This is a genomic window from Streptomyces sp. SP17BM10 (assembly GCF_036322405.1).
GTDB lineage: Bacteria > Actinomycetota > Actinomycetes > Streptomycetales > Streptomycetaceae > Kitasatospora.
The window spans coordinates 306,727-333,697 of the sequence record NZ_JAQYXB010000661.1 but is presented as its reverse complement, the minus strand read 5'-3'; the positions used below and the strand labels follow the sequence as shown (position 1 = coordinate 333,697).

At 73.7% G+C, this 26,971-nt stretch carries 24 protein-coding genes; 13 read left to right on the top strand and 11 right to left on the bottom strand.

Annotation, left to right across the window (positions count from 1 at the left end; all coding sequences use genetic code 11):
• Positions 1-45 precede the first annotated feature (45 nt).
• On the top strand, positions 46-1,185 hold the full coding sequence (locus tag PUR71_RS32175) for a PucR family transcriptional regulator (RefSeq protein WP_329930699.1): 1,140 nt from the start codon (positions 46-48) through the stop codon (positions 1,183-1,185).
• Positions 1,186-1,399: 214 nt separating this feature from the next.
• Here the strand turns inward: PUR71_RS32175 and PUR71_RS32170 are convergent, their stop codons facing one another.
• From PUR71_RS32170 to PUR71_RS32150, 5 genes are all read right to left on the bottom strand, one after another.
• The gene (locus PUR71_RS32170) at positions 1,400-1,741 is read right to left on the bottom strand and encodes an ArsR/SmtB family transcription factor (RefSeq protein ID WP_329930698.1); all 342 of its coding nucleotides are present in this window, start codon (positions 1,739-1,741) and stop codon (positions 1,400-1,402) included.
• Positions 1,738-2,190, bottom strand: coding sequence for an SRPBCC family protein (locus PUR71_RS32165; RefSeq protein ID WP_329930697.1), 453 nt, complete (start codon positions 2,188-2,190; stop codon positions 1,738-1,740). Before PUR71_RS32165 ends, PUR71_RS32170 begins: the two co-directional genes overlap by 4 nt.
• An 82-nt stretch (positions 2,191-2,272) precedes the next feature.
• The gene (locus PUR71_RS32160; protein ID WP_329930696.1) at positions 2,273-3,022 is read right to left on the bottom strand and encodes a hypothetical protein; all 750 of its coding nucleotides are present in this window, start codon (positions 3,020-3,022) and stop codon (positions 2,273-2,275) included.
• A gap of 41 nt (positions 3,023-3,063) precedes the next feature.
• Positions 3,064-3,828 carry an ABC transporter permease gene (locus PUR71_RS32155; protein ID WP_329930695.1) on the bottom strand — a complete coding sequence of 255 codons (765 nt, stop codon included), beginning with the start codon at positions 3,826-3,828 and terminating at the stop codon, positions 3,064-3,066.
• Complete coding sequence (locus PUR71_RS32150) at positions 3,825-4,775, bottom strand: ATP-binding cassette domain-containing protein (protein ID WP_329930694.1); 951 nt, start codon at positions 4,773-4,775, stop codon at positions 3,825-3,827. Before PUR71_RS32150 ends, PUR71_RS32155 begins: the two co-directional genes overlap by 4 nt.
• A 214-nt stretch (positions 4,776-4,989) precedes the next feature.
• Here PUR71_RS32150 and PUR71_RS32145 point away from each other — a divergent pair, with 214 nt between their 5' ends.
• On the top strand, positions 4,990-6,294 hold the full coding sequence (locus PUR71_RS32145) for a sensor histidine kinase (RefSeq protein WP_329930693.1): 1,305 nt from the start codon (positions 4,990-4,992) through the stop codon (positions 6,292-6,294).
• Positions 6,294-7,007 (top strand): response regulator transcription factor, encoded by a 714-nt coding sequence (locus PUR71_RS32140; protein ID WP_329930890.1) that lies wholly within the window; start codon positions 6,294-6,296, stop codon positions 7,005-7,007. Before PUR71_RS32145 ends, PUR71_RS32140 begins: the two co-directional genes overlap by 1 nt.
• Positions 7,008-7,049: 42 nt before the next feature.
• Here PUR71_RS32140 and PUR71_RS32135 read toward each other — a convergent pair whose 3' ends face one another.
• The 3 genes from PUR71_RS32135 to modA all read right to left on the bottom strand — a co-directional run bounded on the left by PUR71_RS32135 (position 7,050) and on the right by modA (position 10,079).
• Complete coding sequence (locus PUR71_RS32135; RefSeq protein ID WP_329930692.1) at positions 7,050-8,174, bottom strand: ABC transporter ATP-binding protein; 1,125 nt, start codon at positions 8,172-8,174, stop codon at positions 7,050-7,052.
• Positions 8,175-8,265: 91 nt separating this feature from the next.
• The gene (locus PUR71_RS32130; protein WP_329930691.1) at positions 8,266-9,219 is read right to left on the bottom strand and encodes an ABC transporter permease; all 954 of its coding nucleotides are present in this window, start codon (positions 9,217-9,219) and stop codon (positions 8,266-8,268) included.
• Positions 9,216-10,079, bottom strand: coding sequence for a molybdate ABC transporter substrate-binding protein (gene modA, locus PUR71_RS32125; protein ID WP_329930690.1), 864 nt, complete (start codon positions 10,077-10,079; stop codon positions 9,216-9,218). Before modA ends, PUR71_RS32130 begins: the two co-directional genes overlap by 4 nt.
• 486 nt (positions 10,080-10,565) lie before the next feature.
• On the opposite strand from modA, the gene PUR71_RS32120 reads away from it, so the two are divergent.
• Together PUR71_RS32120 and PUR71_RS32115 are read left to right on the top strand one after the other, a co-directional pair.
• Positions 10,566-11,633 (top strand): RNA ligase (ATP), encoded by a 1,068-nt coding sequence (locus PUR71_RS32120; protein WP_329930689.1) that lies wholly within the window; start codon positions 10,566-10,568, stop codon positions 11,631-11,633.
• A 237-nt stretch (positions 11,634-11,870) separates the two neighbouring features.
• On the top strand, positions 11,871-13,253 hold the full coding sequence (locus PUR71_RS32115; protein WP_329930688.1) for a cytochrome P450: 1,383 nt from the start codon (positions 11,871-11,873) through the stop codon (positions 13,251-13,253).
• A 249-nt stretch (positions 13,254-13,502) separates the two neighbouring features.
• Here PUR71_RS32115 and PUR71_RS32110 read toward each other — a convergent pair whose 3' ends face one another.
• Entirely contained in the window at positions 13,503-13,871 is a 369-nt protein-coding gene (locus tag PUR71_RS32110) for a hypothetical protein (RefSeq protein ID WP_329930687.1), read from the bottom strand.
• A 122-nt stretch (positions 13,872-13,993) separates the two neighbouring features.
• Between PUR71_RS32110 and PUR71_RS32105 the strand changes: the two genes are divergently transcribed.
• Together PUR71_RS32105 and PUR71_RS32100 are read left to right on the top strand one after the other, a co-directional pair.
• Positions 13,994-14,815, top strand: coding sequence for an RNA polymerase sigma factor (locus PUR71_RS32105; protein WP_329930889.1), 822 nt, complete (start codon positions 13,994-13,996; stop codon positions 14,813-14,815).
• A 5-nt stretch (positions 14,816-14,820) separates the two neighbouring features.
• Entirely contained in the window at positions 14,821-15,777 is a 957-nt protein-coding gene (locus PUR71_RS32100; protein WP_329930686.1) for a hypothetical protein, read from the top strand.
• Positions 15,778-15,965: 188 nt separating this feature from the next.
• Here the strand turns inward: PUR71_RS32100 and PUR71_RS32095 are convergent, their stop codons facing one another.
• Entirely contained in the window at positions 15,966-17,435 is a 1,470-nt protein-coding gene (locus PUR71_RS32095; RefSeq protein WP_329930685.1) for a cation:dicarboxylate symporter family transporter, read from the bottom strand.
• Positions 17,436-17,579: 144 nt separating this feature from the next.
• Here PUR71_RS32095 and PUR71_RS32090 point away from each other — a divergent pair, with 144 nt between their 5' ends.
• From PUR71_RS32090 to PUR71_RS32065, 6 genes are all read left to right on the top strand, one after another.
• Positions 17,580-19,310, top strand: coding sequence for a sensor histidine kinase (locus tag PUR71_RS32090; protein WP_329930684.1), 1,731 nt, complete (start codon positions 17,580-17,582; stop codon positions 19,308-19,310).
• 59 nt (positions 19,311-19,369) lie between these two features.
• Complete coding sequence (locus tag PUR71_RS32085) at positions 19,370-20,083, top strand: response regulator (protein ID WP_329930888.1); 714 nt, start codon at positions 19,370-19,372, stop codon at positions 20,081-20,083.
• Positions 20,084-20,328: 245 nt separating this feature from the next.
• Positions 20,329-21,717 carry a diaminobutyrate--2-oxoglutarate transaminase family protein gene (locus tag PUR71_RS32080; protein ID WP_329930683.1) on the top strand — a complete coding sequence of 463 codons (1,389 nt, stop codon included), beginning with the start codon at positions 20,329-20,331 and terminating at the stop codon, positions 21,715-21,717.
• Positions 21,718-21,866: 149 nt separating this feature from the next.
• Complete coding sequence (locus PUR71_RS32075; RefSeq protein ID WP_329930887.1) at positions 21,867-23,330, top strand: pyridoxal phosphate-dependent decarboxylase family protein; 1,464 nt, start codon at positions 21,867-21,869, stop codon at positions 23,328-23,330.
• A gap of 553 nt (positions 23,331-23,883) precedes the next feature.
• Complete coding sequence (locus PUR71_RS32070; protein ID WP_329930682.1) at positions 23,884-24,726, top strand: tRNA-dependent cyclodipeptide synthase; 843 nt, start codon at positions 23,884-23,886, stop codon at positions 24,724-24,726.
• A 47-nt stretch (positions 24,727-24,773) separates the two neighbouring features.
• Entirely contained in the window at positions 24,774-26,027 is a 1,254-nt protein-coding gene (locus PUR71_RS32065; RefSeq protein WP_329930681.1) for a cytochrome P450, read from the top strand.
• A 108-nt stretch (positions 26,028-26,135) separates the two neighbouring features.
• Here the strand turns inward: PUR71_RS32065 and PUR71_RS32060 are convergent, their stop codons facing one another.
• Positions 26,136-26,933, bottom strand: coding sequence for an inositol monophosphatase family protein (locus tag PUR71_RS32060; protein ID WP_329930886.1), 798 nt, complete (start codon positions 26,931-26,933; stop codon positions 26,136-26,138).
• Positions 26,934-26,971: the final 38 nt, after the last annotated feature.

Below are 26,971 nucleotides of genomic sequence, written 5' to 3'. Positions count from 1 at the left end.
AGGACGTAAATCTGGTCGGGTGAATTGTTCGTAGGGAACAAAAACGTGAGCCATGCCATCCGCAGGGCCAGCGAGCTGGTCCTCGATGAGACGACGGTCACCGCGCTTCGGGCCGAGCTGACGGCCACCGCCGACGAGGTCGTCGAGGCGATCATCGACGAGGTCCCGCCCTATGCCAACGCCCTTTCGGGCCACATGGGCGCCACCATCCGCCGAGCGGTCCGCACCGCCCTGGGGCACTACCTGGACCTCGCGAGCGGGAACGCCACGGGTGGCGACGCCGGTGACGCGGCCTACGAGCTGGGCCGCGGCGAGGTGCGAGACGGCCGTTCGATGGACGCCCTGCTCAGCGCCTACCGCGTCGGCGCCCGCGTGGCCTGGCGGTGCCTGGCGGCGGGTGCCGTACCCGCAGGTCTGCCCGCCGCCGAGGTCGCCAAGTTCGCCGAGCTGACCTTCGCCTACATCGACGAGCTCTCCGCCGCGAGCGCCGCGGGCCATGCCGACGAGCTGGCCGCCCGGGGCAGGGCCCACGAGCGCCACCTGGAACACCTGGCCCGCGACCTCCTCGCCGGTGCGAGCCCGGACGTGCTGCTGGCCTCTGCGCAACGGGCCGGGTGGCAGCCCCCGGTTTCGCTGACCGCGGTCCTGCTGCCCGCCGCCCAGGCCCGGCCCGCCTACCGTGCGCTCGACCCGAGCACTCTCGTCCTCGACGACCAGCCGGACGCCTCCGGTGTGCTGCTCGTCCCCGATGCCGACCGATCACACCTCTTGCGGCAGCTGACCGACCGCACCGCCGTGGTCGGCCCGGCGCGGCCATGGACCCGTGCGTCCGCCTCGTACGCCCGAGCCGTACGCGCGCGCTCCCTCTCCTCTGATATCCGCGACACCGAGGAGCACCTGCCCGAGCTGGTGCTGAGCGCCGACGTGGACGCGTTCGCGGACCTGCGTGCCCGAGCCCTCGCACCGTTGCGGCCCTTGCCCGTCGCGACCGCACGGCGGCTGGAGGAGACGTTGCGGGCGTGGCTGCTGCACCAGGGCAGGCGGGACGAGGTGGCGGCGGCGTTGTTCGTCCATCCCCAGACGGTCCGGTACCGGATGTCGCAGCTGCGGGAGCTGTTTCCGGATCTCGCATCGCCGCACCGGGTCCTTGAACTGACCCTGGCGGTGGGTAGTCGGGTCAGCTGACGCGTACTCCGGCCGTTCACGATCGGGTCCGCGAGCGGGCCGGGAATCACGCCTCGTTCTCGTTCTCGTCCTCGGCGCCGTCAGCCGGCTCGGTCGGGCGAAGACGTTGACGGCTGGGTCGCCGACCGGCTGGACGCGCTGACAGATGACAGCGAACAGATAACAGATTTCGAAATCTGTTATCTGTTCGCTGTCATCTGTCATCCGTCGGCGGTCACTCCGCCGCCGTCCCCTCCGCGAGGTGCTTGACGGCCAGGAGCCGCTGGTCCCAGGCGTCGGCCAGGTCGGCCATCCAGCGGGCGGTGGCTGCGAGCGCGTCGGGGGCCGGCCGGTAGCGGACCTCGCGTCCGGCGCGATGGGCGGTGACGAGGCCGGCCTGGTCGAGGACGGCGAGGTGCTTGACGACCGCCTGCCGGGTGACGGGGAGGCCGGCGGCGAGCTCGGTGGCGGTCGCCGTGCCCCGGGCCGCGAGGGCGTCGAGGACGTGCCGCCGGGTGGGCTCGGCCAGCGCGGCCAGGACCGCCACGACCGGCTCGTTTCCCAGCTCCGGTGTCACGCGGGCAACTTCTCGACGTGGAGGGCCAGTTCGGGAAGCTTGCGGTCCCATCCGGCACCGTTCTGCTCGTGGCGGGCCGCGGCGGCTTCGACCGGCATGGTCAGGGTGCCGAACCCGCTCTCCACCATCCGCAGCAGGGTCCCGCCGGGCACGGTCGTGAGGGTGAACCGGACCAGCGTGGAGGTGCCGTCGACGGGCTCCTCGCCCGGCGCGCCCTGCGACCAGCGGTAGGAGAACTCCGTGGGCCGCTCCACCTGTTCGATCCGGGCGGGCAGCATGCCGTGCACCCCGTGGTCGAAGACCATGCGCCCGCCCGGCCGCAGGTCGATCTCGGCCGGGGCGCCGCTGCCGAACCAGGCGCCCAGGAACTCGGCCCGGGTGAGGATCTCCCAGACCCGCTCGCGGGGTGCCGCGATGACGATCTCGCGCTCGATGCTGTCGTTGACCACGCTGTGGATCTCTCCCGTCCGGTGCCGTGACGTGCAAGGCCAGGGTTGCACATCGATCGCGCGACGTGCAACCCTGAAGTTGCTAATGACCAGGTGTCTCGTACCGCCGCATCGCCCGCAGTCCGCCGTGGACGGCGGCCGCCGTCCACAGGGCCATGATCAGCAGGCCCGTCCAGTGGCCGTAGTGGACGCCCGGCTCGGGCCCGGTGCGCATCGCGTACAGGCCCGCGCGGTCGGGGAGGAACTGGCCGGCCTCGCGCACGCCCGGGATCGCCGCGAGCCAGGTCGTGCCGAGGAACACCATGGCCGGGATCACGCCGAGCGCGGCGCTGAGGTTGCCCAGCATCGCGGTCAGGCCGAGGCAGATCAGCACCAGCATCGGGTGGTACAGCACGCCCGCCAGGAAGCTGCGGAGCAGGCCCGGAGTCGACGGGTCCAGGCCGGCGGTGGCGCCGACGGCGAGGAAGGAGCCCGCCGCCGAGACCAGTCCGAGCAGCAGTCCCAGCCCTGCGCCGAGCGCGAGCTTGGCGCCGTACAGCCGGCCGCGTCGCGGGACGGCGGCGAGCGAGCCGCCGATCATGCGGGTGTTGAACTCCTGCCCGATCAGCAGGATTCCGAGGCAGGCGACGGCGACGTGGCCGAACAGCAAGCCGTAGTAGATCCCCCCGGCCGGGTCCCCGCCCGGGGTGTGGTCCGCCGTGCCGTAGGCGGCGCCGGCGACCGCGGTGATGCCGACGGTCAGCGTCAGGGCCACCAGCGGGGCCGCCCACTGGGAGGGCAGGGTGGTGAACTTGATCCGTTCGGCGCGCAGGGCGTCGGCGAACGTGCTCATCGTGCTCCTCGTCTCCCTCTCGTGCGAAAGCGCGTGTGGTGTCACCTGGGCCGCCGCAGGGCGAGCAGGCCGCCGTACGCCGCGAGGGCGGCCCAGAGTGCCGTGATCAGCAGCCCGGTCCAGTGCCCGTACGCGATCTGCGGGTCGTCGGCGTACCGCAGCGCGTACTGGCCGGCCCGGTCGGGCAGGAACTGCACCGCCCTGCGGACCCCCGGAACGCCGCCGAGCAGGGGCGACAGCAGGAACACGGTGGGCAGGAGCAGGCCCATGGCGGCGGTGAGGTCGCCGAGCAGTGTGGTCACGCCGAGGCAGAAGACGACCAGCAGGGCGGGGTAGAGCGTGCCCGCGGCCGCGCTGCGGACGAACGCCGGTCCGGCCCAGTCGGCCGGGACGGTGAGCGCGTACCCCGCGAAGGCGCCCGCCGTGCCGACGGCGCCGGCCGCGAGACCGACCAGTGCGCCGAGCGCGAGCTTGGCGCCGTACAGCCGGCCGCGTCGCGGGACGGCCGTGAGCGACACGTCGATCATGCGGGTGTTGAACTCCTGGCCGATCAGCAGCACGCCGAAGCAGGTCAGCGCCGCCTGGCCGAAGTTGAGCCCGTAGAAGACCCCGACACCCGGGTCGTCGGTGATGTCGTGGTCCTTCCCGCCGAGGGCCGCTCCGACGGCAGTGGTGACGCCGGCGGTCAGCAGGACGGCCAGCAGCGGGGTGATCCAGAGCGGGCGCAGGGTGGTGAACTTGATCCGCTCGGCGCGGAAGGCCCGTGGTGATCGAAAGGCTCGTCCGGCAGGCGAGTTGGCGCTCACGTGACGGCCTGCGTCCGGTACTCGACGCTGTCCGCGGTCATCCGCATGAACGCCTCCTCCAGCGAGTCCTGCCGGGCCGTGATCTCGTACAGCACCACGCCGTTGGCGGCGGCGAGCGCGGCGATCCGCTCGGGTTCGCTGCCGGCCACTTCCCAAGCGCCGCCGTCGACTTCGGTCGCGTCGAGGCCGTGGCCGTCGGCGCCGAGCAGCGCGGCGAGCTTGGCCGGGTCCACCGCCCGGACCAGGATCCGGGGGCGGCCGTGGCGCTCGATGAACGCGGCCGTCGGGGCGTCGGCGAGCAGCCGTCCGCGACCGATCACCACCAAGTGATCAGCGGTGAGCGCCATTTCGGACATCAGGTGGGAGGACACCAGCACCGCGCGACCCTCGGCGGCGAGGCCGCGCAGCAGGGTGCGGATCCAGCGGATGCCCTCGGGGTCGAGGCCGTTCACCGGTTCGTCCAGCATCAGGACGGGCGGGTCGCCGAGCAGTGCCGCGGCCACCCCGAGCCGCTGGCGCATCCCGAGCGAGAAGCCGCGGATCCGACGGGCGGCCGCGTCGGCCAGGCCGGCCTGCGCGAGCACCTCGTCCACCCGCCGCTGCGGCAGGCCGTTGCTCGCGGCGAGCCAGCGCAGGTGGCCGCGTGCCGTGCGTCCGCCGTGCAGGGCGTGGGCGTCGAGCAGGGCGCCCACCTGCCGCAGCGGGTCCGCCAGTTCCGCGTACGGGCGGCCGCCGGCCCGGTCCGCGCCGGTGGGCACACCTCCGCCGATCAGCGCGCGGCCGGCGGTCGGGCGCTCCAGACCCAGGACCAGGCGCATCGTCGTGCTCTTCCCGGCGCCGTTCGGGCCGAGGAAACCGGTGACGACGCCGGGCCGGACGGTGAAGGACAGATCGTCGACGACCCGCCTGCCCTCGTACTCCTTCGTGAGGCCCTGGATCTCTATCACGGCCGCGCGCTCCTCCCTCTCGTTCCTCCCGCCGGTCCCGAAGCCGCTCCGGTCCGGATCTCGTGCCGCTTCTCCGGCGGGTGGCTCCATTCGACCTGGGCGGGCATCCCCGGCGGATCCCGCCGGGGAGGGGAGCCGTCTCCCTCTCGGGAGGGAGACGCAGGTGCACCGGCGAGGGGCGCCAACCAGGGTGCTGACCTGGCAGGATGGCGCAATGCCGAGGTTCATAGCGCCACTGCTCGCGGGCGCCACGTACGCGCGCTGGCTGCACCTGCTGATCGGGTGGGTCTTCGCGGGCGTCGTCTTGATGATCTACCCCGGGACGTACCGCAAGGGCCTCGCCGAGATCCTGATGCAGAGCGTCGCGCTGGACGCCGCCCTCCTGGCGCTCGTCGCGCTGGTGCCCGCGATGCGGCGAGCGGAGGGCGTCCAGGCCCGGCTGCTGCTGGTGCCCGACCGTGAAGAGGACATCGCCACCGAACCGTCCCGCACCTGGGCCGATCGGTGGCGCACGGCCGCCTGGCTGATCGGGCGCGTCGCGCTCGGCACGGTGGTGGGGTTCGCGTCGGTGGCCGCGCTCGCCGCCGTCTACGCGCTGCTGACCGGCTCCGACTCCACCCTAGGCGGGCTCCGACTTCCCCACGCGCGGGGCCAGTTCTGGGGTCCGCTGGCCGCGCCGATGCTGCTCCTCGGGTTCGGCTGGCTGGTCGTCTGGATCGGAAGGCTTCAACTGGCCATGGCAGTAAGGTTGTTGAGCCCATCGCCGGCGGAGCGTCTGGTGGAGGCCGAGCTGAGGGCGGAACGCCTGCTGGAGCGCAACCGGTTGGCCCGCGAACTGCACGACTCGATCGGCCACGCACTGACGGTGACGGTCCTTCAGGCCGGTGCCGCGCGCGAGGTCGGAGATCCGGCGTTCGTCGCCAATGCGCTCGAAGTCATCGAGGAGACCGGCCGCAGGGCCATGGACGACCTCGAACGGACGCTCGTCCTGTTGCGCGAGGCCCCGGAGCGGACGGCCACCGAGAATCCGGGTGTCGAGCAACTGCCGTCCCTCTTCGACACCGCGCGGGCAGCGGGGAACCCGGTCGACGCGTTGATCGACGTGCCGGCCGGCGCCCTGCCCGGAGTGCTGTCCCGCGAGTCCTACCGGATCGTCCAGGAAGGGCTGACCAATGCGCTCAAGTATGCGCCGGGCGAGCCGGTGACCGTCCGGATCGCCGTCCGGGACGGCCAGTTGGAGCTGAGCTGCGCCAACCCGCTGCGGAGCGGTACATGGGTGAGGGGCCCCGCGGCGGCCGGACGCGGCGGAAAGGGGCTGCGCGGGATCCGCGAACGGGCCGTCCTGCTCGGAGGCCAGGCCACGGCCGGGGCGGCAGGGGTGGCGGGCTCGGCCGGGGCGGCGGGACCGGCGGGGGTGGCGGGGGCGGCGGGACCGGGCAAGGGGGGCGACGGGGGCGACGGCCCCGGCCCCGGTGAATGGCGGCTCGTCGTCCGGCTGCCCCTACGCTTGGGGTCGTGATGATCAACAACGGGCGCGTCACCGGGACCGTCGACATCGTGCTCGCCGACGACGAGGAACTCGTCCGGGCCGGCCTGCGGGCCGTCCTGGAAGCACAGGGCGACCTACGGGTGGTCGGCGAAGCGGCCGACGGCGCAGAGGCGGTGGCGCTCGCCCGCGCGCTGCGGCCGGACATCGTGCTGATGGACGTCCGGATGCCCGTCCTGGACGGCCTGGCCGCGACCCGTGAGCTCGTCCGGCCCCGGACGGTGGCGCATGCGGGTCACCCGGGAGGCCCGGAGGAACGGACGCCGAAGATCCTCGTCGTCACCACGTTCGAGAACGACGACTACGTCTACCAGGCCCTGCGCGCGGGCGCGGACGGATTCCTGCTGAAGCGCTCGCGTCCGGCCGAAATCGTCCACGCCGTACGGCTCGTGGCGGCGGGAGAGTCGCTGCTCTTCCCGGCCGTGATCCGCCGCCTCGCCTCCGGTCACGGCAATCCGGCCGCCCGCGACACGATGGCGAGGGCGGCCCTGACCGAGCGCGAGGCGCAGGTGCTGCGGCTGGTCGCCCGAGGCCTCAGCAACGGCGAGATCGCCGACCGGCTCTTCCTCGGCGTGCAGACCGTCAAGACGCACGTCAGCGCCGTCCTCGCGAAGCTCGGCGCGCGCGACCGCACACAAGCGGTCATCGCGGCGTACGAATCGGGGTTCGTCGAGCCGTCGGAGTAGAACCCGCCGGAGCTGGAATACGAGCAGGAGCCGGGGCCGGGATCAGGCCGGGTAGGCGTGCGTCTGGGCGGCCTTCACCGACGCCCACACCGTCGTGCCGGGCGCCAGGTCGAGCTCCGCCACCGCCGCCGGGGTGAGGTCCGCCGCCATCGGCAGCTCGCCGGTCAGGTCGGCGCGAACCTGGTCGCCGTGCAGGTCGAGCCCGACGACCTTGGCCTCCCACACATTGCGCGCGCTGGAGTCCGGTCGCTCCCGGTGCAGCGTGACCGCGGACGGCGGGAACGCGACGAACGCCGGACCGGACAGCTCCTCGGTGGTAGCGAGCACCGTGCCGTCCACCAGCTCGACCCGCCGCCCGTCCGCCCGCCCCTGGTAGAGGTTGAGGCCGACCAGGCGGGCGATGTAGTCGGTGCGCGGGCGCCGGGCGATCTCCGCCGGGGTGCCGGACTGCACCTCCCGGCCGCCCTCGATCACCACCAGCCGGTCCGCCAGGACCATGGCGTCCAGCGGGTCGTGCGTCACCAGCACCGCCACCGCCTCGAACTCGGCGAGGTGGCGCCGGAGTTGGGAGCGCACGTCGAGCCGGGTGCGGGCGTCCAGGGCGGCCAGCGGCTCGTCCAGCAGGAGCAGCCGCGGACGCACCGCCAGCGCCCGGGCGAGGGCCACCCGCTGCGCCTGCCCGCCGGAGAGGCCGCCGGGACGGGAGGCGCACTGGTCGCCCAGGCCCATCCGCTCCAGCCAGACGGCCGCCTCGGCGCGGGCCTCGCGCTTGGGACGGCCCTGGCAGCGCGGGCCGAAGGCGACGTTGTCGAGGGCGCTGAGGTGCGGGAAGAGCAGGTAGTCCTGGAACACCACACCGACCGGGCGCTCCTCGGCGGGGGTGTGGACGTGGCGCGCGGGGTCCGCCAGCAGGGCGCCGTCCAGGCGCAGGTGGCCGCCGCTGAGCGGGAGCAGCCCGGCGAGGGCGCGCAGCGCGGTGGACTTGCCGGCGCCGTTCGGTCCGAGCAGCGCGACCACCTCGCCGGGCGCGGCGGTCAGTGCCAGGTCGAGCGTGAACGCGGCCCGCTCGATCCGGAGCCGGGCGTCGAGGGCGGGCGCCGGGCCCGTGGGGTCGGGACGGCCGGGTTCGGGTCGGCCGGAGGCCGGGTTCGGGTCTGCGGGGTTCACGGGTCCTGGGTTCATCCGGGCGGCGTCCACGGGGCGGGGGAGGGAGCGGGGGTGGAGGAGGGAGCGGGGGAGGGGGCGGAGGAGCGGGCGATCACGGGGTGGTGGACATCCACCGGTCCCGCAGACCGACCAGGACGGCGACCGAGACCGCGAGCAGCACGAGGGACAGCGCGATCGCCGCCTCCGGGTCGGACTCCATGGCGAGGTAGACGGCCAGCGGCATGGTCTGGGTCTTCCCCGGGAAGTTGCCCGCGAACGTGATCGTCGCGCCGAACTCGCCGAGCGCCCGGGCCCACGCGAGTACGGCCCCCGCGGCGATGCCGGGGGCGATCAGCGGCAGTGTGACGCGGCGGAAGGCCGTCAGCCGGGACGCGCCCAGGGTCGCCGCGGCCTCTTCGTAGCGCGGGTCGGCGGCGCGCAGCGCGCCCTCGACGCTGATCACCAGGAACGGCATCGCGACGAACGCCTCGGCGATCACGACGCCGGTGGTGGTGAAGGGCAGGGTGATGCCGAACGCCGAGTCCAGCCACGAGCCGACGATGCCGCGCCGCCCGAGGACCAGCAGCAGTGCCACCCCGCCGACCACCGGCGGCAGCACCAGCGGCAGCGTGACCAGCGCCCGGATGACCCGCCGGCCGGGCAGTTCGGTGCGGGCCAGCAGCCACGCCAGCGGGACGCCGAGGACCAGGGACACCGCGGTGGCGAGCGTCGCGCAGATGAGGGACAGCCGCAGGGCGTCCCAGACGGCGGTGCTGGTCAGCTCCTCGGAGAGGGCACTCCACGGGGCGCGGACCAGCAGGCCGACGAGCGGGAGGACCAGGAACGCCAGCCCGAGCAGCGCGGGGAGCAGCAGCGTGACCGGGACGCGCGATCCGTGCCGGCGGCGGCGCGGCGCTTTGGCGTCGGGTGGCGCGGCGGGCGGGGTGGTGGGCGGGGTGGTGGGTCGGGTGGCGGTGGTGGGTCGAGCGGTGGCGGTGCGGGCGTCGGCGGGGGTGTCCCCGGGGCCGACGCCCGCCCTCCCGGTGCCGTTGTCGCGGCCGCTCACGGTGTCTGGAAGCCCGCCGTGGTCAGCGCCAGCTTGCCCTCGGGGGACTGGACGTAGGCGACGAACGCGGCGGCGCCGTCCTTGTTCGGGGCCTTGGCCAGGGTGGCGATCGGGTAGTCGTTCACGGCCTTGGCGGCCTCGGGGAAGTCCACGCCGTCGATCTTGCCGCCGTCGGCCTGCACGTCGGTCCGGTAGACCAGGGAGGCGTCGACCTCGCCGAGCTCGACCTTGGTGAGCGCGCCCTTGACGTCCTGTTCGAGGGTGACCGGGGTCAGGTTGAGGCCGGCGGCCTGCAGCGCCGTCAGGGCGGCGGCGCCGCACGGCACCTCCTTCGCGCACAGCGCGACCTTCACTCCGGAGGCGGTGAGGTCCTTCAGCCCGGTGATGTGCTTGGGGTTGCCCTTGGGCACGGCGATGGTGAGCGTGTTCTTGACGAAGGTCGTGGGCGTGCCGCTCGCGCCGCCCGCGTCCGTCACGGTCTTCATGGTGGCCGGGCTGGCGGCGGCGAACACGTCCGCGGGGGCGCCGGAGTTGATGCTGGTGGCGAGGCTGGAGCTGCCGCCGAAGTTGAACTTGACCTTGGCGCCCGGGTTCGCGGCCTCGAACTTCTTGCCGAGCTCGGTGAAGGTCTCCTTGAGCGAGGCGGCGGCGAAGACGGTGATGTCGCCGGAGGCCTTCGGGACGGAGCCCGCGGACGCGGCGCCGCCGGCCGCCGCCGAGCCCGCGGACGCGGCCGGGGTCGTCGCGCCGGCCGAGGACTTGCCGCCGTCGCTGCCGCACGCGGTGGCCCCGAGGCTGAGAGCGAGGGCCGCGGCGGCGGCGACGGCGAGTCTGCGGGTGGTGGTCGTGCGGGAGCCCATCGGTGCTTCCCTTCCTCGGCGCGCGCCGGAAGGGGCGCGGGGATGAGGCCGCAGGTGCGGCCGTTACGGTGATCATAGTGCCGCGAATGCGAGGGGAAAATCGCCTGTCGCATTGCACAGGCAGGGCGCGGCGAGGGTGCCTGCCCACCTGTGGGAAGGCTCAAACGTGCACGGACGGTGGCGCTGGAGTAGCCCTGGGGTTACCCGGGGTGGTCCTGGGGCTCGTGAGGGTGGTGCGGTCACGGACCGGGTGCGGCGGGGGTGTGTGGCGGGGGTGTGTGGCGGGGGTGTGGGGCAACGGGGTGTGGCGAGCGCACCGCGGGGGCGTCGGGCGTCGGGCGTTGGGCGTCGGGCGCAGGGCGGGGGCTTCGGCGGGGGCGTGCTGAAATTCCGTCGCGCGTGAACGGTTCGAGCCGCCAGAGTGGGGGCGGTCCGCATCCGACCGGCCGGCCGGGTGCACCGAGAACCACGGGGAGGAGCCCGTCCATGTCCACGCTGCGTGTCACCGCCGAGAAGCTGGTCGTCCTGGAACACCCGAATGCCGACGCCCTCGAGCTCGCGCAGGTCGGTCTCTACCGGGCGGTGGTCGCGAAGGGCGTGTACCGGACCGGCGACTACGCCGTCTACATCCCCGAACAGTCCGTGCTCCCCGAGGAACTGATCGCCGAACTGGGCCTGACGGGCAAGCTGGCCGGAGGCAAGGCGGACCGCGTGAAGGCCGTCCGGCTGCGCGGCGAACTGTCGCAGGGCATCGTCTGCCGCCCCGCCTCGCTCGCCGGCACCGACCTGGCCGCCGCGGCGGAGCGCGGCGAGGACTTCGCGGGCGCCCTCGGGATCGTCAAGTGGCAGCCGCCGGTGCCCACCTCGATGAGCGGCGACGTCGTCAGCGCGCCCGACCTCCTGCCCTGGGTGGACATCGAGAACCTCAAGCGCTACCCGGACGTCTTCGAGCCCGGCGAACCCGTCGTGCTCACCGAGAAGCTGCACGGCAGCTGCTGCCTCGTCACCTATACCGCGGCGACCGGCGAGCTACACGTGTCGTCCAAGGGCATCGGCGCTCAGGGACTCGCCCTGGCCGAGGACGAGCGCAACCTCTACTGGCGCGCGGTGCGCGCCCACGGCATACCGGACGTGGCCGCCCGGCTGGCCGAGCGGCTCGGCGCCGAGCGCGTCGGCATCTTCGGCGAGGTCTTCGGCGCCGGCGTCCAGGACCTGACGTACGGCGCCTCCGGCCGGAGCGACCTGCCCGGCTACGCCGCGTTCGACGTCTCCGCCGTCGTCGACGGGCAACTGTGCTGGCTGTCCGCGGCCGACCTGCTCGACGGACAGCTGCCGCTGGTGCCCGAGCTGTGGCGCGGACCGTTCGACCCCGACACGGTGCTGGAGCTCGCCCAGGGCAAGGAGACCGTCTCCGGACGCGAACTGCACGTGCGCGAGGGCGTGGTGATCCGGCCGGTGACCGAGCGCTGGAGCCTGCGGCTCGGGAGCCGGGCGATCGCCAAGGTGGTCGGCGACGCCTACCTGACCCGCAAGGGCGGCACCGAGTACGAGTAGGCGTGGGGGCAGGCACGTGGTGGGTCGGCAGTCGCAGTCGGCAGTCGGCCGGTTCGCTCGGGAGAGCGGGCGGTGCGTTGAGTCGGCCGCGTTCCGAAGGGCGCGTTCGCAAGGGCGTGCTCGGTAGGGCGCCTTCGGTAGGGCGCGTTCGCAAGGACGTCCGCCCTCTCCGTGCACCCTTCCGCCGGTGATTACCGCTCAGTTAGGTTGTTGGGGCGCCGTGGAGAAGGAGACCCGATGACCATCGCCGCCCCCGCACCTGCCGCCCCCACCCGCTCGATACCCGGACCGCCCGGCCTGCCCCTCATAGGCTCCGGACTCGACATCGGCCGCCGCCCGCTGCGCACCCTGCGCGACGCCCGGCGTGACTACGGCGACCTGGTCCGCTTCCACGTCGGGCCGATCGGCCTCGGCGCGGACCTCTACGCGGTGTTCTCCCCCGAGGGCGCCCAGCAGGTGCTCGGCGGCGAGGCCGCCAACTTCCGCAAGGAGAACGCCTTCTACGACGAGCTGCGGACCAGCGTCGGCAACGGCCTGCTCACCAGCCAGGACGGCGACTACCAGCGCCAGCGCCGCCTCGTCCAGCCGCTGTTCACCCGCCGTCGGGTGGACGGCTACGCGAACGCGATCGCACTGGAGTCCCGGGCCCTCACGGCCCGCTGGCGCGCGGTGCCGGACGGCGTCGTGGACGCGGCGGACGAGATGTCGCGGTTCGCGCTGCGCACGGTGTCGCGGATCCTGTTCGGCGCGGACGTGGAGGAGGCGGTCGAGGTCGTGCACCGCAGCTTCCCGGTCCTCGGTGCCTACGTCCAGGACCGGGGTGTCGCCCCGATCCGCCTGCCGCGCCACTGGCCGACCCCGGGCAACCGCCGGGGCGTCGGGGCGCAGCGGGACCTGTACGCGGTCTGCGACCGGATCATCGCCGACCGGGGGGTCCGCGGCGCCGACCCCGACGCGGACGACCTGCTGACGCTGCTGGAGCAGGCGCGCGGCGAGGACGGCGAGCGGCTCGACCGGGACGAACTCCGGGACCAGGTCCTGGTGTTCCTGCTCGCCGGCCACGAGACGACGGCGACCTCGCTCGCCTTCGCGCTGCACCTGCTCGCCGGCCACCCGGAGCAGCGGCGGCTCGCGCAGGAGGAGGCGGAGAAGGTGCTCGGCGGTCGGACACCGACGGCTGCCGACCTGGAGGAACTTCCGTACATCACGCGGGTGTTGAAGGAGGCGATGCGCCTCTACCCGGCGGCTTCGCTGATCGGGCGGCGCTCGGTGGAGGAGACGGTCATCGGCGGGCACGTCCTGCCGGGGGGCTCGCAGGTGCTCGTGGTGCCGTGGGTCACCCACCGGCACCCCGATCACTGGGAGGAGCCGGACCGCTTCGACCCGGACCGCTTCCTGCCGGAGCGGGAGAAGGGGCGGCACCGGTACGCGTGGTTCCCGTTCGGGGGCGGTCCGCGGGCGTGCATCGGGCAGCACTTCTCGATGCTGGAGGCGGTGCTGGCCCTGGGCGTGCTGCTGCGGGACTTCGACCTGGAGGTGGTCGACCACCGGGTGGCGCTCGCCCAGGGGATCACGCTGCGGACGGCGAGCCCGATGCGGATCCGGGTGATGCCGCGGTGATGGGGTGAGGGGTGGCAGGGGCGGGGTCGGCGAACAGATAACAGATGACAGATTTCAACATCTGTCATCTGTTCGCTGAAGGCTGTTCGCCATTCGCTGTGGTCCGGCGCCCCATGGCGCACATCCGACCCATTCGAGACGGCACCGACCAGGCGACCTCAGGGCGCCCGCACGCGGATGCGGCGGGCGCGCGGCCGGGTGGTGCCGCCCGGTTGGGCGGCACCTGTGCTCGGGTCCGGGCTCCGGGGATCAGCCCCGGCTCTGGAACAGCACGCGGGTCCAGGTCGAGTTCGGGCAGTTGCCCCAGACGTCCCACGCGGCGGGGCGCGCGCCGATCCACAGGCCGGTGCTGGACGTGCCGTTGGCGCAGTAGGTGATGGTCCGCAGTTCGCCCGAGTAGACGTTGCACTTGCCCTCCCAGCGCCAGCCGTAGTTGGCCGTGATGACGCAGTGGTAGGAGGCGGTGGCGGCGTCGGTGGCGGCGTTCGGGGTGGCGGTGATGGTCTGGTCGGCAGCGGGTTCGGCGGCGGCGGGCAGGGTGGTCGTCCCGAGGATGCCGAGGGCGGCGGTGGCCGCGGCCCCGAACGTGGTGATCTTCCTGGCGATGCGACCCGGCATGGGTGGTTCTCCTCGCTCGGTCGTTCAAATCGGGCGGAGTGTCCAGACCGTCCGGAGTCCGGGAACGCCTGGGACGCCGGCCCGGACCGGTGCTCTGCGGCGAATTCCCGTTCTCCGTACGGATGGTGACGCATTGCACACGATTGAGCGCGTATCGTGAGACGACGAACTATGATGTGAGCCGAGTCACATGCATGTGCCTTGTTGGGTGGTTCCAGCGGGGTGTTCGGGTGCCGATTTCCGGGGAGAGCGGCATGGCGGAATTGACCGATCGAGGGGCCGGCGGACGTGATCCGGGCGGCGAACCGACCGATTTCAACCGGGTGTTCACGGAAATGCTGCCGAGGCTCCACCGGGCGGCCGCCTCGCTCGCAGGGAGTCCGTTCGCGGCGGGCGACATCGTCCACGACGCGTACTTGCGGATCGCCCGGCGCCCGGAGCGGTTCCTCGGCCACCCGCAGCCGTACGCCTACGTGGTCACGACGATGGCGAACATCCTGCGCGACCAGTGGCGGCGGGAGCGGCGCCGGGTGGCGGTGTCAGGGCCGGTGGAGCGGGAGCGCGAGCGCGCGGCGGCCGACCCGCCGGGTGGCGGGTCGGCCGAGCTCCAGGCGCGATGGGAGGTGGTCCGGCTGCTGCGCTGCCTGACCGCCAAGCAGGCCCGGGTGGTGGTCCTCGTGGACCTCGACGGCTACAGCGTCGACGAGGTCGCGGAGCTCCTCGGACTGCACCGCAGCACGCTGGCGGTCACCCGGCGCCGCGCCCACGTGCGGCTGCGCGCCGTCGTGGAGCGCGAGCGGGCGGCGGTGGGCGAGGGTGGCCGCCGGGGCGCCGGTCGTGGTGGAAGGGGAGGTGAGGGTGACTGCGGGGGTGGTGCGCGGGCTCTTCCGACGCACCGAACTGACAGCAAGTCAGCTGATGCGGCATCCCGGCCCGTACGCTGAAAATCGTGATCACGTACGAGGAGCGCCGTCTGCGCGCCCTGGCCGACGAGGGCCGCTGGCCCGAACTGCTGGCCGTCTACCGGCGGGCCCGGGCGGCGGCGGTGGCGCGCTGCGGCGAGCTCTTCGGGGCGGCGGAGGCCGCGCCGCTGGGCCATCTGATCGCCTACGCGGCGCCACCGGAGGTGGCCGTGCGGCTGTTCGACCGGGACGGCGGGCCGGGGGCCGTGGCCGGTCCGGGCGACCATGACGCGGGGCCGCTGTGGGAGGTGCTGGCGACCCGGCACTCGTGGCTGCGGCTGGCGCCGTTGCTCGTTCCGGCGCGCGTGCGGCGGCTGGTCGCTCACACGCGGGTGCTGATCGGCGAGGACCTGTCCTACGGTGCCGAGCCCGATCCGGAGGGCGTGCCGCTGATGCTGGAGCCGTGGGAGGCGGCGGGGTGGGGTGAGGGGGTGCGGGTCCGTGACTACCTGCCCGGAGGGGGTGCGCGCAGCGCGGTGCTGACGCTGCCGGCCAGTCGGGAGGGCCTCGGACCGATGGCCCTGCCCGACCCCGGGCAGCGGCTGCGCGGACAACGGGCCACCCGGGTGCTCGCCGAGCTCGTGGACTGGGCGGAAGTGGCCTGCGTGCGCGGCCCCGCCCCGCAGGCCGCCGCTCATCTGGCCCGCAGTGCGCTGGTGACGGGCGGCTACCTGCCCTTCGCGCTGGCCGTGCCCGCGCTGGTGCAGGCGGGGGCGGTCGATCCGGCGCGGGGTGCGGCGCACGGGCGGCTCGCGTTGTGGCGGGTGCTGGGGGCGATGGCGGGGGCGGACGGTCCTGACCGGGGCGAGGTGAACGCGCTGGTGGCCCGGATGCGGTGCTTCACGTGGTGCGAGCCGGGGGACGGTCTACGGCATCTGCACCTGGTCCTGGAGGATCCGGCGTGCGGGCTCGCGTGGGCGGTCAGCGGGTCCGAAGAGCTGTGACGACAGGTGGCTGGGGGCGGCGAGGGCGGGGACGGCGAACAGCGAACAGCTGACAGATGACAGATGTTGAAATCTGTCATCTGTCAGCTGTCGGTTGCCGCCGTTCAGCCCTCGGCGGCAATCCCGGCCCGGCGCCGTTCCGGGGGTTGGTCCAGCGACGCCGGGCCGGGGGGTCGGGGGCGGGGCTGTCAGGCGGCCGCCGTGGCGCCGCTCTTCACCGGGACGCCCTCGGGCGCCGGAGTCGGGCTCACGGCCGTCGGCGCCGCGTCCTGCCCGCTGTGCGTGTCGATCAGCGTCCGCTCGTCGAACGGCAGCTCGCCCGCGAGCACCCGGCGCGCCCGCTCCGCGTCGAACTCGCCCGTCCAGCGCCCGATCAGGACGGTGGCGACCGCGTTGCCCGCGAAGTTGGTCAGCGCCCGGGCCTCGGACATGAACCGGTCGATGCCGACGATCAGCCCGACCCCGTCCACCAGCGCGGGCTTGTGCGACTGCAGCCCGCCGGCCAGCGTGGCGAGCCCGGCCCCGGTGACCCCGGCCGCGCCCTTGCTGGCGATCACCATGAACACCAGCAGCGACAACTGCTCGCCGATCGCCATCGGCTTGTCCATCGCCTCGGAGATGAAGATCGACGCCATGGTGAGGTAGATCGCGGTGCCGTCGAGGTTGAAGCTGTAGCCGGTCGGCACGGTGATGCCGACGACCGGGCGGCTGACGCCCAGGTGCTCCATCTTGGCGATGAGGCGCGGCAGCGCGCTCTCGGACGAGGAGGTGGACAGGATCAGCAGGAACTCACGGCCGAGGTAGCGCAGCAGCGCGAACACGTTGACCCCGGCGACCATCCGCAGCAGCGCGCCGAGCACCACCACGACGAACAGGGCGCAGGTGACGTAGAAGCCGATCATGATGACGGCGAGGCTCTTGAGTGCCGCCGTGCCGGTCGCCCCGACCACGCCCGCCATGGCGCCGAAGGCGCCGATCGGCGCGACCCACATGATCATCGCCATCACCCGGAACACCAGCCGCTGGACGTGCTCGACGCCTCGCAGCACCGGGGCGCCGCCCGGCCCCATCGCCTGCAGGGCGAAGCCGACGAGCAGCGCGACGAGCAGGGTCTGCAGCACCTTGCCCTCGGTGAGGGAGGAGACCAGGGTGTTCGGGATCATGCCGAGCAGGAAGTCCGCGGTGGACTGCGCGCCGCCGGCCGCCGCCTGCGCGTGGCCCGACTTGGCCAGGGCGGCGGTCAGGTGCAGGCCGCTGCCGGGCTCCAGGAGGTTGCCGACCACGAGGCCGATCGCGAGGGCGACCGTCGACATGGCGAGGAAGTAGCCGATGGCCAGTCCGCCGACCTTGCCGACCTTGGCGGCCTTGGTGACCGAGCCGATGCCGAGCACGATGGTGCAGAAGATGACCGGGCTGATCATCATCTTGATCAGGTTGACGAAGCCTGTTCCGATCGGCTTCAGCTCGACCGCGAACCCCGGGGCGGCCAGACCGACCACCACGCCGGCGACCACGGCCGCGATGACGGCCAGGTAGAGGTAGTGGGTGCGGTCCCGCTTGGCGGCGGGGGGCTGCGCGGCCCCCTCCGCTGCGCGGCGAACGTCCGGCTCCTCTTCGCGTCTGCCCCCCGACGGCTTTCCTGCTCCAGCGATCGACATCTGCGGCTCCTTCGCCCTGCAGTCCTGGCGGCCCCGGGTGGTCGGCCGATCCGACTATCGGGCCCGGGAGTGACGGAGGTCACGTTTGCGTTCATAGAGTTCACGACCGCAATGCGCCGCGACCCGTGGTGCACACTGGCAGGCATGTCCGTGCGCACCCCCACCGCCACCGCGCCGCGCCGGCTGCTCCCCGCGCCGCGCCGGCTGTTCCCGGACCCGCGCCGCCTGGTCCGCAGTCTGGCCGGACAGTTGTTCGCCGTCCAGGTCGTCATCGTGGCGGCCGTGGTGGCGGGCGGCGCCGTGCTCGCGTACCTGTTCACCGCCGACCGCACCGAGGAGGCGGCCCGCCGCGAGGTGACCGCCGTCGCCCACGCGGTCGCCGACTCGCCGACCGTTCGCGCCGCCGTCACCGGGCCCGACCCGACCGCGGTCCTCCAGCCGTACGCCGAGCAGGTCCGCGTCGACACCGGGGTCTCGTTCATCACCGTCATGAACACCGACGGCGTGCGCTGGACCCACCCCTTGCCGGAGCAGATCGGCAAGCGCTACCTGGGCCACATCGACTGGGCGCTCGCCGGGCAGACCCGCAGTGAGACGTACACCGGCACGCTCGGCCCGTCGGTGCGGGTGGTCACGCCCGTCCTGGACGAGCGGCACCGGGTGATCGCCCTCGTGAGCGCGGGCATCACGCTGGAGAGCATCTCCGAGCAGCTGACCGGCCCGCTGCTGGCGCTGGTCGGGGTCGCGGTTGCCGCCCTCGCGGTCGGCGCGGCCGGTACCTACCTCGCCAACTCCCGTCTGCGCAGGCACACCCACGGCATGGGGCCGGCCGAACTCAGCCACCTCTACGAGTACCACCAGGCGACCCTGCACTCGGTGCGTGAGGGCCTGGTCCTGCTCGACCGCGCGCACCGCGTGGTGCTGTGCAACGACGCCGCTCGTGAACTCCTGGGCCTGGAAGGGACGGTGGAGGGGCGGCCGGTCGCCGGGCTCGGTCTGCCGGAGGCGCTCGTCGCGGCCGTGCTGGGCGACGGGCCGGTGCGCGACGAGGTGCACCTGACCGCCGAACGGGTCGTCGTGCTCAACACCTCCACCATCGGTACCGGCCTCGGCCGCGTCGTCACCCTCCGCGACCACACCGAACTGCAGTCGCTCAGCGGCGAATTGGACTCCGTGCGCGGCTTCACCGAGGCACTGGGCGCGCAGGCGCACGAGGCCGCCAACCGGCTGCACGCCGTCGTCTCGCTCATCGAACTCGGGCGCCACGAGCAGGCGGTGGAGTTCGCGACCGCCGAACTCGCCCTCGCCCAGCAGCTCACGGACCGGGTCGTCGCCGCCGTCAGCGAGCCCGTCCTGGCCGCGCTGCTGCTCGGCAAGGCCGCCCAGGCGGCCGAGCGCGGTGTGGAACTGACCCTCGCCGAGGACAGCCGCATCGACGACGGCGTCCTGCCGCCCGGCCTCTCCGCCCGCGACCTCATCACCGTCCTCGGCAATCTGATCGACAACGCCGTGGACGCCGCGATCGCCGGCGCCGCCGACAGCCCCGTCCCGCCGGAGGTCACCGTCACGGCGAGGATCGACGACGCGGACGACCACCTGGTGCTGCGCGTCGCCGACACCGGGGCGGGCATCGACCCGGCCGCCGTCGAGGACGTGTTCCGGCGCGGCTGGAGCACCAAGCAGGACGGCCACGGCCACGGCCTCGGACTGGCACTCGTCGCGCAGGCCGCCCGGCGCAACGGCGGCACGGTCGAGGTGGGTCGCGAGCGCGGCGCGGTGCTCACGGTCCGACTGCCCCTCGCGGGGAAGGCGGGCGGCGCGGCCGAGCCCGGCGGCTCGGGGGCTGCGGAGAGACCCGCGGAGGTGGTCGCGTGACCACCGGCTTCGGGCCTCCGGGCGCCCCTGGGGCCGCCGCCCCCGCCCCCGCCGCCGGCATCCCGGTGCTGATCGTCGAGGACGACCCCGTCGCCGCCGCCGCGCACACCCTCTACGTCGAGCGCGAACCCGGCTTCCGCGCCGTCGGCACCGTGCACAGCTGCGCCGACGCGCTGCGCTTCCTTGAACGCGCCCGCGCCGCCGGGACGCCCGTCGGCCTCACCCTGCTCGACCTCTACCTCCCCGACGGCCACGGCCTCCAGCTCCTCCGCACGCTGCGCGCCGCCGGCCACACCACCGACATCATCGCGGTGACCTCGGCCCGCGACCTCGCCATGGTCCGGCAGGCGGTCTCGGCGGGGGTCGTCCAGTACCTGCTGAAACCGTTCAGCGCCGCCGCCCTGCACGACCGCCTCGAACGCTACGCCCGCTACCGCGACAGCCTCGGCCGCACCGGCGAGGCGACCGGCCAGGACGAGGTCGACCAGGCGCTCGCCCTGCTCCGCACGCCCGAGCGGACCGCCCTGCCCAAGGGCCTCAGCGCGCCGACCCTCGACACCGTCGCGGGCGTCCTGCGCGAGACCGCGACCGGGCTGTCGGCCGCCGCGGCGGGCGCCGCCGCGGGGGTCTCGCGGATCACCGCGCGCCGCTACCTCGAACACCTCGTCGACATCGGGCTCGCCGTGCGCGAGCCGCAGTACGGGAACGTCGGGCGCCCGGAGCTCTGCTACCGCTGGAAGGCGGGGGAAGGGCCGGCCGGGCGCCGCGCGTGACGTTCCGGAGCTCCTGACAGGTCGGGAGGCCCCGACGGCCTTGGCGCGTGTGGAGCCGCCTGAAAATCCGGGTGACGCGACCCCGGGAAAGAATTTCCGCCGCGCGGCCGTGACCGTTCGCCCTGGGCGCTCGTTGGGGAGGGCGGGGGGTTCACCCGGTCGGGTGGTTCCGGGTGCCCCGGGTGCGCCCGGCCAGGCCAGAGGCGATAAAGTTAGGCTTACCTAACTTCTTCTGGGGGTTCGTCTTGTCGCTCGCCGCCATTCCCGCCCAGGCGCCCGGCGAGGCCGTCCTGCGCCGCCAGCGCGTCCGCGAGTCCTCCGCCCGGACGTACGCCCGCTCGTTCCCGATCGTCCCCGTCCGGGCGAACGGCATGACCGTCGAGGGCGCGGACGGGCGGCGCTACCTCGACTGCCTCTCCGGCGCCGGGACGCTCGCCCTCGGGCACAACCACCCGGTGGTGCTGGAGGCGATCCGCCGCACCCTCGACAGCGGCGCGCCGCTGCACCTGCTCGACCTCGCCACCGCCGAGAAGGACGACTTCACCACCGCCCTCTTCGAGAGCCTGCCCCCGGAGTTCGCCGCCCGCGCCCGGGTGCACTTCTGCGGCCCCGCCGGGACGGACGCCGTCGAGGCCGCGCTCAAGCTGATGCAGACCGCCACCGGCCGCGCCGGCGCCCTCGCCTTCACCGGCGCCTACCACGGCATGACCGCCGGCGCCCTCGCCCTCACCGGCAACACCGCCGTCAAGGAGCCCCTGCCGAGCGGCGGGGACGTCGTGCGGCTGCCCTACCCGTACGGCTACCGCTGCCCGTTCGGCGTCGGCGGCGACGCGGGCGCCGACCTTTCGGCCACCTACGTCCAACGGCTACTGGACGACCCGTCCGGCGGCGTCACCACCCCCGCCGCCATGGTCCTGGAGGCCGTCCAGGGCGAGGGCGGCGTCGTGCCCGCCCCCGACGGCTGGCTGCGCGCGATGCGCCGCATCACCGCTGAGCGCGGCATCCCGCTGATCGTCGACGAGGTGCAGACCGGTGTCGGCCGCACCGGGCGGATGTGGGCCGTCGAGCACAGCGGCGTCGTCCCGGACGCCATGGTGCTCTCCAAGGCCATCGGCGGCAGCCTCCCGCTCGCCGTCGTCGTCTACCGCGAGGACTACGACGGGTGGCGGCCCGGCGCCCACACCGGCACCTTCCGCGGCAACACCCTCGCCATGGCCGCCGGCGCCGCCACCCTCCGCTACGTCGCCGCCCACGGCCTCGCCGAACGGGCCGCCGTCGTCGGCGACCGGCTCACGGCGCGGCTGCGCGACCTCGCCACCGAACTGCCCGCCATCGGCGACGTCCGCGGGCGCGGCCTGATGCTCGGCGTCGAACTCGTCGACTCCGCGGCCGAACCCGACGCCTGCGGTGCCCGTCCCGCGGACCCGGCGTTCGCCGTCCGGGTCCGCGAGGCCTGCCTGGAACGCGGCCTGATCGTCGAACTCGGCGGGCGCCACGACGCCGTCCTGCGGCTCCTCCCGCCGCTCACCATGACGGACGAACAGGCCGCCGCCGTGTTCGACCGGCTCGCCGACGCGATCGCCTCGGTGAGTTCGGCGCCATCGTCCGCCGCGGGCGCGCGGGAGGGCAGGTGACCGGCGGCGCGGGAGCCGGTTCCGGGCCCGCGCACGACCGGGAGCCGGGGGACGAGAGCGGGTGCGAGCCCGAGCCCGAGCGCGGGGCGCAGCGCGACGACGCGCCCGCAGCCGAGCCCGACCACGAACTTCCCGGCACGGCAACCCCGTTGGACGCCCTCGCGGGCGGCGCCGGCGGACCGGGCGCGCTCGGCCCCCTGCTCGCCACCGTCCTCGACGCCCTCGACACCGGCACCGGCCTGCGCGCCGGACCGCTGCCCGCCGGAAGCCCCGCCGAGATCACCGCCCTCGTCGCCGACGGCCTCGCCGGCGCCCACGGCCGCGGCGCCCTCGCCCGCCTCACCGAACTCCTCGCCTACGGCGCCGCCGACCCGGCCGACCCCGCCTGTGCCGCCCACCTGCACTGCCCGCCGCTCGCCGTCGCGGCCGCCGCCGACCTCGCCGTCAGCGCCCTCAACCCCTCCCAGGACTCCTGGGACCAGGCCCCCGCCGCCACCGCCCTCGAAACCGCGATCCTCGCCGAACTCGCCGCCCTCGTCGGCTACGACCCCGCCCGCGCGGCCGGCGTCCTCACCTCCGGCGGCACCGAGTCCAACCTCATGGGCCTCATGCTGGCCCGCGACCAACGACTCGACGGAATCATCGAGTTGGACGGCATCCCGGCCGGCGCCAGCCCGCGCATCATCGCCTCCCAGGCCGCCCACTTCTCCGTCCAGCGTGCCGCCGCCCTGCTCGGCCTCGGCGAACGGTCCGTCGTCGCCGTCCCCGTGGACCGCCAACTCCGCATGGATCCGGAGGCGTTGGAACGCCACCTGGCCGAGACCACCTGGGCCGGCCACACCCCGATCGCCATCGTCGCCACCGCCGGCACCACCGACACCGGCGCGATCGACCCCCTGCACACCGCCGCCGACCTCGCCGCGCGCTACGGCTCCTGGCTGCACGTCGACGCCGCGTACGGCGGCGGCGCCCTCCTCTCCGACCGCCTCGCCCCGCTCCTCGACGGCATCGCCCGCGCCGACTCCGTCTCCCTCGACTGGCACAAGCTCGGCTGGCAACCCGCGGCCGCCGGCGTCTTCCTGGTCCGCCGCGCCGAGACCTACGTCTCCCTCGCCCGCCGCGCCGAGTACCTCAACCCCGTCGACGACGAACACGCCGGCTACCCCAGCCTCCTCGGCCGCTCGCTGCGCACCACCCGCCGGGCCGACGCGTTCAAGATCGCCGTCACGCTGCGCACCCTCGGCCGCGCCGGGCTCGGCCGGCTCGTCGACGCCTGCCACGACCTCGCCCGCACCGCCGCCGAGGTCGTCCGCGCCGAACCGTCCCTGGAACTCCACGGCGAGCCCGTCCTCACCACCGTCCTGTTCCGTTTCCGCCCGCGCGGCATCACGGACGGCGAGGCGGTCGACGAACTCAACGGGCAGCTCCGCCGGTTGCTGCTGCGCACCGGACGGGCCGTGGTCGGGCGCACCGAACTGCCGGGGGAGGGGGCCGGGAGGGTCCGGCTGAAGCTGACGCTCCTCAACCCGCACACCACGCCGGGTGAGGTCGGCGCGCTGCTGCGCGAGGTGGTCAAGGCAGGCCGAAAGGTCGCCGGGGAGCGGGCCGACTAGGGCGGACGGTCCGGGTCCGACGGACTCGGCCGGTTCGGCCGGATCGGCCGGTTCGACGGGCCGAGTTCGACGGGGCCGACGAGTCCGACGGGCTCGGCCGCCGCGGCATCCTCGCCCAGGCCGGTCCGTGCGGTGGCGTCGAGGGGGCGGCGAATCCAAAACAAATCCTTTTTCCCGCCGCGACGTTGGAGGAAGCCACACTGGTGTGAGAGGCTGTCGGGGCGATATTCGGCGGCCTCCGCCATATCTTCGTGGACACCCTTCAGATGGCTGTACAGGCTGATTCCGGCCGACCGCTGATCACATTTCGCCAACCCCTGTGCAGGGCTTGCCGAGATCCCGAACGGCGGCGGTAACTTCGGGTGGTCGCCGCCCCACCATGCGCACACGGCATCTCGGGTCAGGCCGCCTGACCAGGCGCGCATCCTCCACTGCGACGAGTCCGCCCACACCTCGGGGTGAACTCCGCCTACCCGCCGTGCACTTCTGTGAATCGCGGTAATTCCCCCCTGAAATCGGTCCTGTGACGATCGCTGTGAAGCGGAGGCAAGGCATGCGTGAATCCCTTCTGGACGAAGCCCCGATAACCACCGGTGCCGGTGGGTTCCCGGCCGGATTCCCGGCCGCGTACGAGGCACTTCCGTACTCGTCCCGGTGCCGTGAGATCTGGCGCCGCGGAGAGCACCTGCTCATCGGAGTCAGTCCGGGCAACAGCTATTTCAGCCACCGCCGGATCACCGAACTCCTCGGGTGGGGCCGTCAGTTCTTCGAAAGGACCGACATCGTCTACGCCGACCTGCACGTCAGCGCCCAGTTCGAGTCCTTCGGCTACACCCCCGAACACGCGGCCCGCCGCGCCCTCAAGGAGGTCAAGGCGACGGCCCGGCGGATCGAGCGCGGGGTCGAGGAGGCCGGGCGACGGGACGACGTCCGGGTGCACGCCCTCTCCTCCTTCGCCGGCGACCCCGCGTACCGGCGACTGCGCGGGCAGATAGCCGACGCCCTCCACACCGACCGGGTCTTCCGTGACGCCACCGAGGGCATGGCCCGCGGCTTCCTGGCGGCCCGACTGGACGAGGGCCTCGCGCCCAGCGAGCCCCAACTCGCCGCCGGGATTCACTACATCGCCGCCGAGTTGCCGTTCTTCCTGGACACGCCGGCCCTGCTGGGCGTGTCCTCTTCCGTCACCTGCTATCACATGCAACTCCCGCTCACCCCCGTCCTGTTCGGCCGGGACGAGGGCCTGCGCGCCGTGCCCGGCCAGGGTTACGCCGTGATCCGCCCGGCCGCGACGCGAACCGGCGTCGCGTCCGACGCCGCGTCCGACGCCGCGTCCGACGTCGCGCCCCAGGCCTCGCGCGGAGCCGAGCCCGCGCTGCCCGCGCGTGCCGCCTGACCGACCACCCCAAGCCGCTCGAACCAACTCACCGAGGAGCCACACCCATGACCGTCACCGACCCGGTGACCACCGAGCCCGCCACCTCGAACGGCGCACCGCAGGACGGCACGTGCCCCTACGTCGAATTCCCGCTCCCGCGCCGGGGCGACGTCTTCCCGGCCGAGGCGGCCGTGCTGCGCGAGGAGCGGCCGATCGCCGAGGTCCGTACCCTGACCGGCGATCCGGCCTGGCTGATCAGCAACTACGCGCTCGCCAAGCAGGTGCTGGAGGACGAGCGGTTCAGCCTCAAGGACACGGCCAACCCCGGCGTCCCGCGCCAGTACGCGTTGACCATCCCGCCCGAGGTGGTCAACAACATGGGCAACATCAACAGCGCCGGGCTGCGCAACGCCGTCATGAAGACGCTCTCCCCGCGCGCCGACCGCGAACTCGACGGCTGGCTCCGGGCCGAGGCCCACCGGCTGATCGACGACCTCGTCGCCCAGGGCGCCCCCGGCGAACTCCGGGACGGCTTCACCGAGCCCTACTCCGCCGCCCTGCACTGCCGCCTGCTCGGCATCCCCACCGACGACTGGCGACGGCTGATGGCCGGCATCGACGTCGCCTTCATCACCAGCCCGAAGCCGTTCGCGGGCGCGACCCCCAACTGGTACAAGGACCTCGGCTACATGGTCGGGCGGCTCAACGCGGACCCGGAGCCGACGGAGGGCCTGCTCGGACGCTTCGCCGAACTGCGCCGCTCCCCGGACGTCTCGGACCGCGTCAGCGACGAACTGCTCGCCACCGTCGCGCTGTCGCTCTTCGGCGCGGGCGCCGTCTCGACGTCGTCCTTCCTGCTCAACGCGATCGTCTACCTGTGCGAGCAGCCCGCACTCGCCGACCGGCTGCGGGCCGAACCGGCGCTGGTCGGAGCCGCGGTGGACGAACTGCTGCGGGTCAACCTGTCGATCGGCGACGCCCTGCCGCGCCTCGCGCTCGACGACGTGCAGGTGGGGGACGTGCTGGTGCGGGCGGGCGAGCTGGTGCTCGTCCTGGTCGAGGGCGCCAACTACGATCCGGCGGTCTTCCCGGACCCGGAGCGGATCGACTTCGACCGGACGAGCAACCCGCACCTCGCGTTCGGCGCGGGCCGTCACTTCTGCCCGGCCTCGGCACTCGGCCGCGTGCACGCCGAGATCGCGATCACGGCGCTCGTCGAGCGGCTGCCCGCCCTGCGGCTGGCCCTTCCGGTCGAGCAGTTGGCGTGGCGGCCGGGGTTCATCAAGCGGCTGCCGGAGCGGCTGCCCGTGGTGTGGTGACCTGCCTTCGGTAGCTGCGCGTGGCCGGTGACCGCGCGTGGCTGGTGGGGAGGTTGGCTGGCAGGGAGGGGCCTACGGAGGGGGTGGCCGGTGGGGGGATGCCGGGGCTCAGTCGGCCATGAGGACGCCGCGGGCCAGCTCCCAGGTCTCCGGGTCGGAGGCGATCAGCAGGCCGTCCTCGCAGTCGGGGGCCTCGGGGCGGTAGGTGCTGCCGTCCATGCGGGCGGCGACGCCGCCGGCCTCGGCGACGAGCAGGCTTCCGGGGGCGTGGTCCCAGGGGAGGGTGCGCCAGTAGAAGACGAAGTCGGTGTGGCCGTCGGCGACGTCGGGGTACTCGATGCCCGCAGAGTTGCGGCCGGGGGAGAGCTCGCCGAAGACGGCGGCGTTGGTTTCGAGGCGGCGGCGGTGGTCGGGTTCGAGGAAACGGCTCTTCACGACGCCGCGCAGCTTGGCGGCGTCGTGGGGGGCCGGTTCGCGGGTCAGGCGGGCGTCGTCGCGCCAGGCGCCGGCGCCCAGTTCGGCCCGGTAGGAGGTGGCGGTGGAGGGCTGCCAGATCCAGGAGGCGACGGTCCGGCCGGAGCGGACGAGGGAGCACATGACGGCGTAGTCGGGGCGGCCCGCGACGAAGTTGGAGGTGCCGTCGACGGGGTCCACCAGCCAGACCGCGGGCTCGGAGTGCAGGGCGCGGGCGAGGGAGGGGTCGGCGGCGACGGCCTCCTCGCCGACCACGGGGACGGGCAGGAGCTCGCGCAGCCGCCGTTCGATGATCGCCTCGGCCTCCCGGTCGGCGATCGTCACGATCTCTCCGGGGGCCTTCTCCATCACCTCGCCGGCCGTCAGCGCGCGGAAACGCGGCTCCACCGCCTCGGCCGAAGCCTCGGCGAGAATCTCCGCCACCTTGTCCATCAGCACGTCCGCGCTCCCTTCGCTGCCTACCACTTTCG

Bases quoted from the DNA above. Each gene is read 5' to 3' on its own strand.
- PUR71_RS32160 (WP_329930696.1), bottom strand. From the start codon at position 3,022: ATGAGCACGTTCGCCGACGCCCTGCGCGCCGAACGGATCAAGTTCACC.
- PUR71_RS32120 (WP_329930689.1), top strand. From the start codon at position 10,566: ATGTCCACGCTGCGTGTCACCGCCGAGAAGCTGGTCGTCCTGGAACAC.
- PUR71_RS32145 (WP_329930693.1), top strand. From the start codon at position 4,990: ATGCCGAGGTTCATAGCGCCACTGCTCGCGGGCGCCACGTACGCGCGC.
- modA (WP_329930690.1), bottom strand. From the start codon at position 10,079: ATGGGCTCCCGCACGACCACCACCCGCAGACTCGCCGTCGCCGCCGCC.
- PUR71_RS32090 (WP_329930684.1), top strand. From the start codon at position 17,580: ATGTCCGTGCGCACCCCCACCGCCACCGCGCCGCGCCGGCTGCTCCCC.
- PUR71_RS32105 (WP_329930889.1), top strand. From the start codon at position 13,994: ATGGTGACGCATTGCACACGATTGAGCGCGTATCGTGAGACGACGAAC.
- PUR71_RS32060 (WP_329930886.1), bottom strand. From the start codon at position 26,933: ATGGACAAGGTGGCGGAGATTCTCGCCGAGGCTTCGGCCGAGGCGGTG.
- PUR71_RS32070 (WP_329930682.1), top strand. From the start codon at position 23,884: ATGCGTGAATCCCTTCTGGACGAAGCCCCGATAACCACCGGTGCCGGT.
- PUR71_RS32065 (WP_329930681.1), top strand. From the start codon at position 24,774: ATGACCGTCACCGACCCGGTGACCACCGAGCCCGCCACCTCGAACGGC.
- PUR71_RS32110 (WP_329930687.1), bottom strand. From the start codon at position 13,871: ATGCCGGGTCGCATCGCCAGGAAGATCACCACGTTCGGGGCCGCGGCC.
- PUR71_RS32095 (WP_329930685.1), bottom strand. From the start codon at position 17,435: ATGTCGATCGCTGGAGCAGGAAAGCCGTCGGGGGGCAGACGCGAAGAG.
- PUR71_RS32115 (WP_329930688.1), top strand. From the start codon at position 11,871: ATGACCATCGCCGCCCCCGCACCTGCCGCCCCCACCCGCTCGATACCC.
- PUR71_RS32140 (WP_329930890.1), top strand. From the start codon at position 6,294: ATGATCAACAACGGGCGCGTCACCGGGACCGTCGACATCGTGCTCGCC.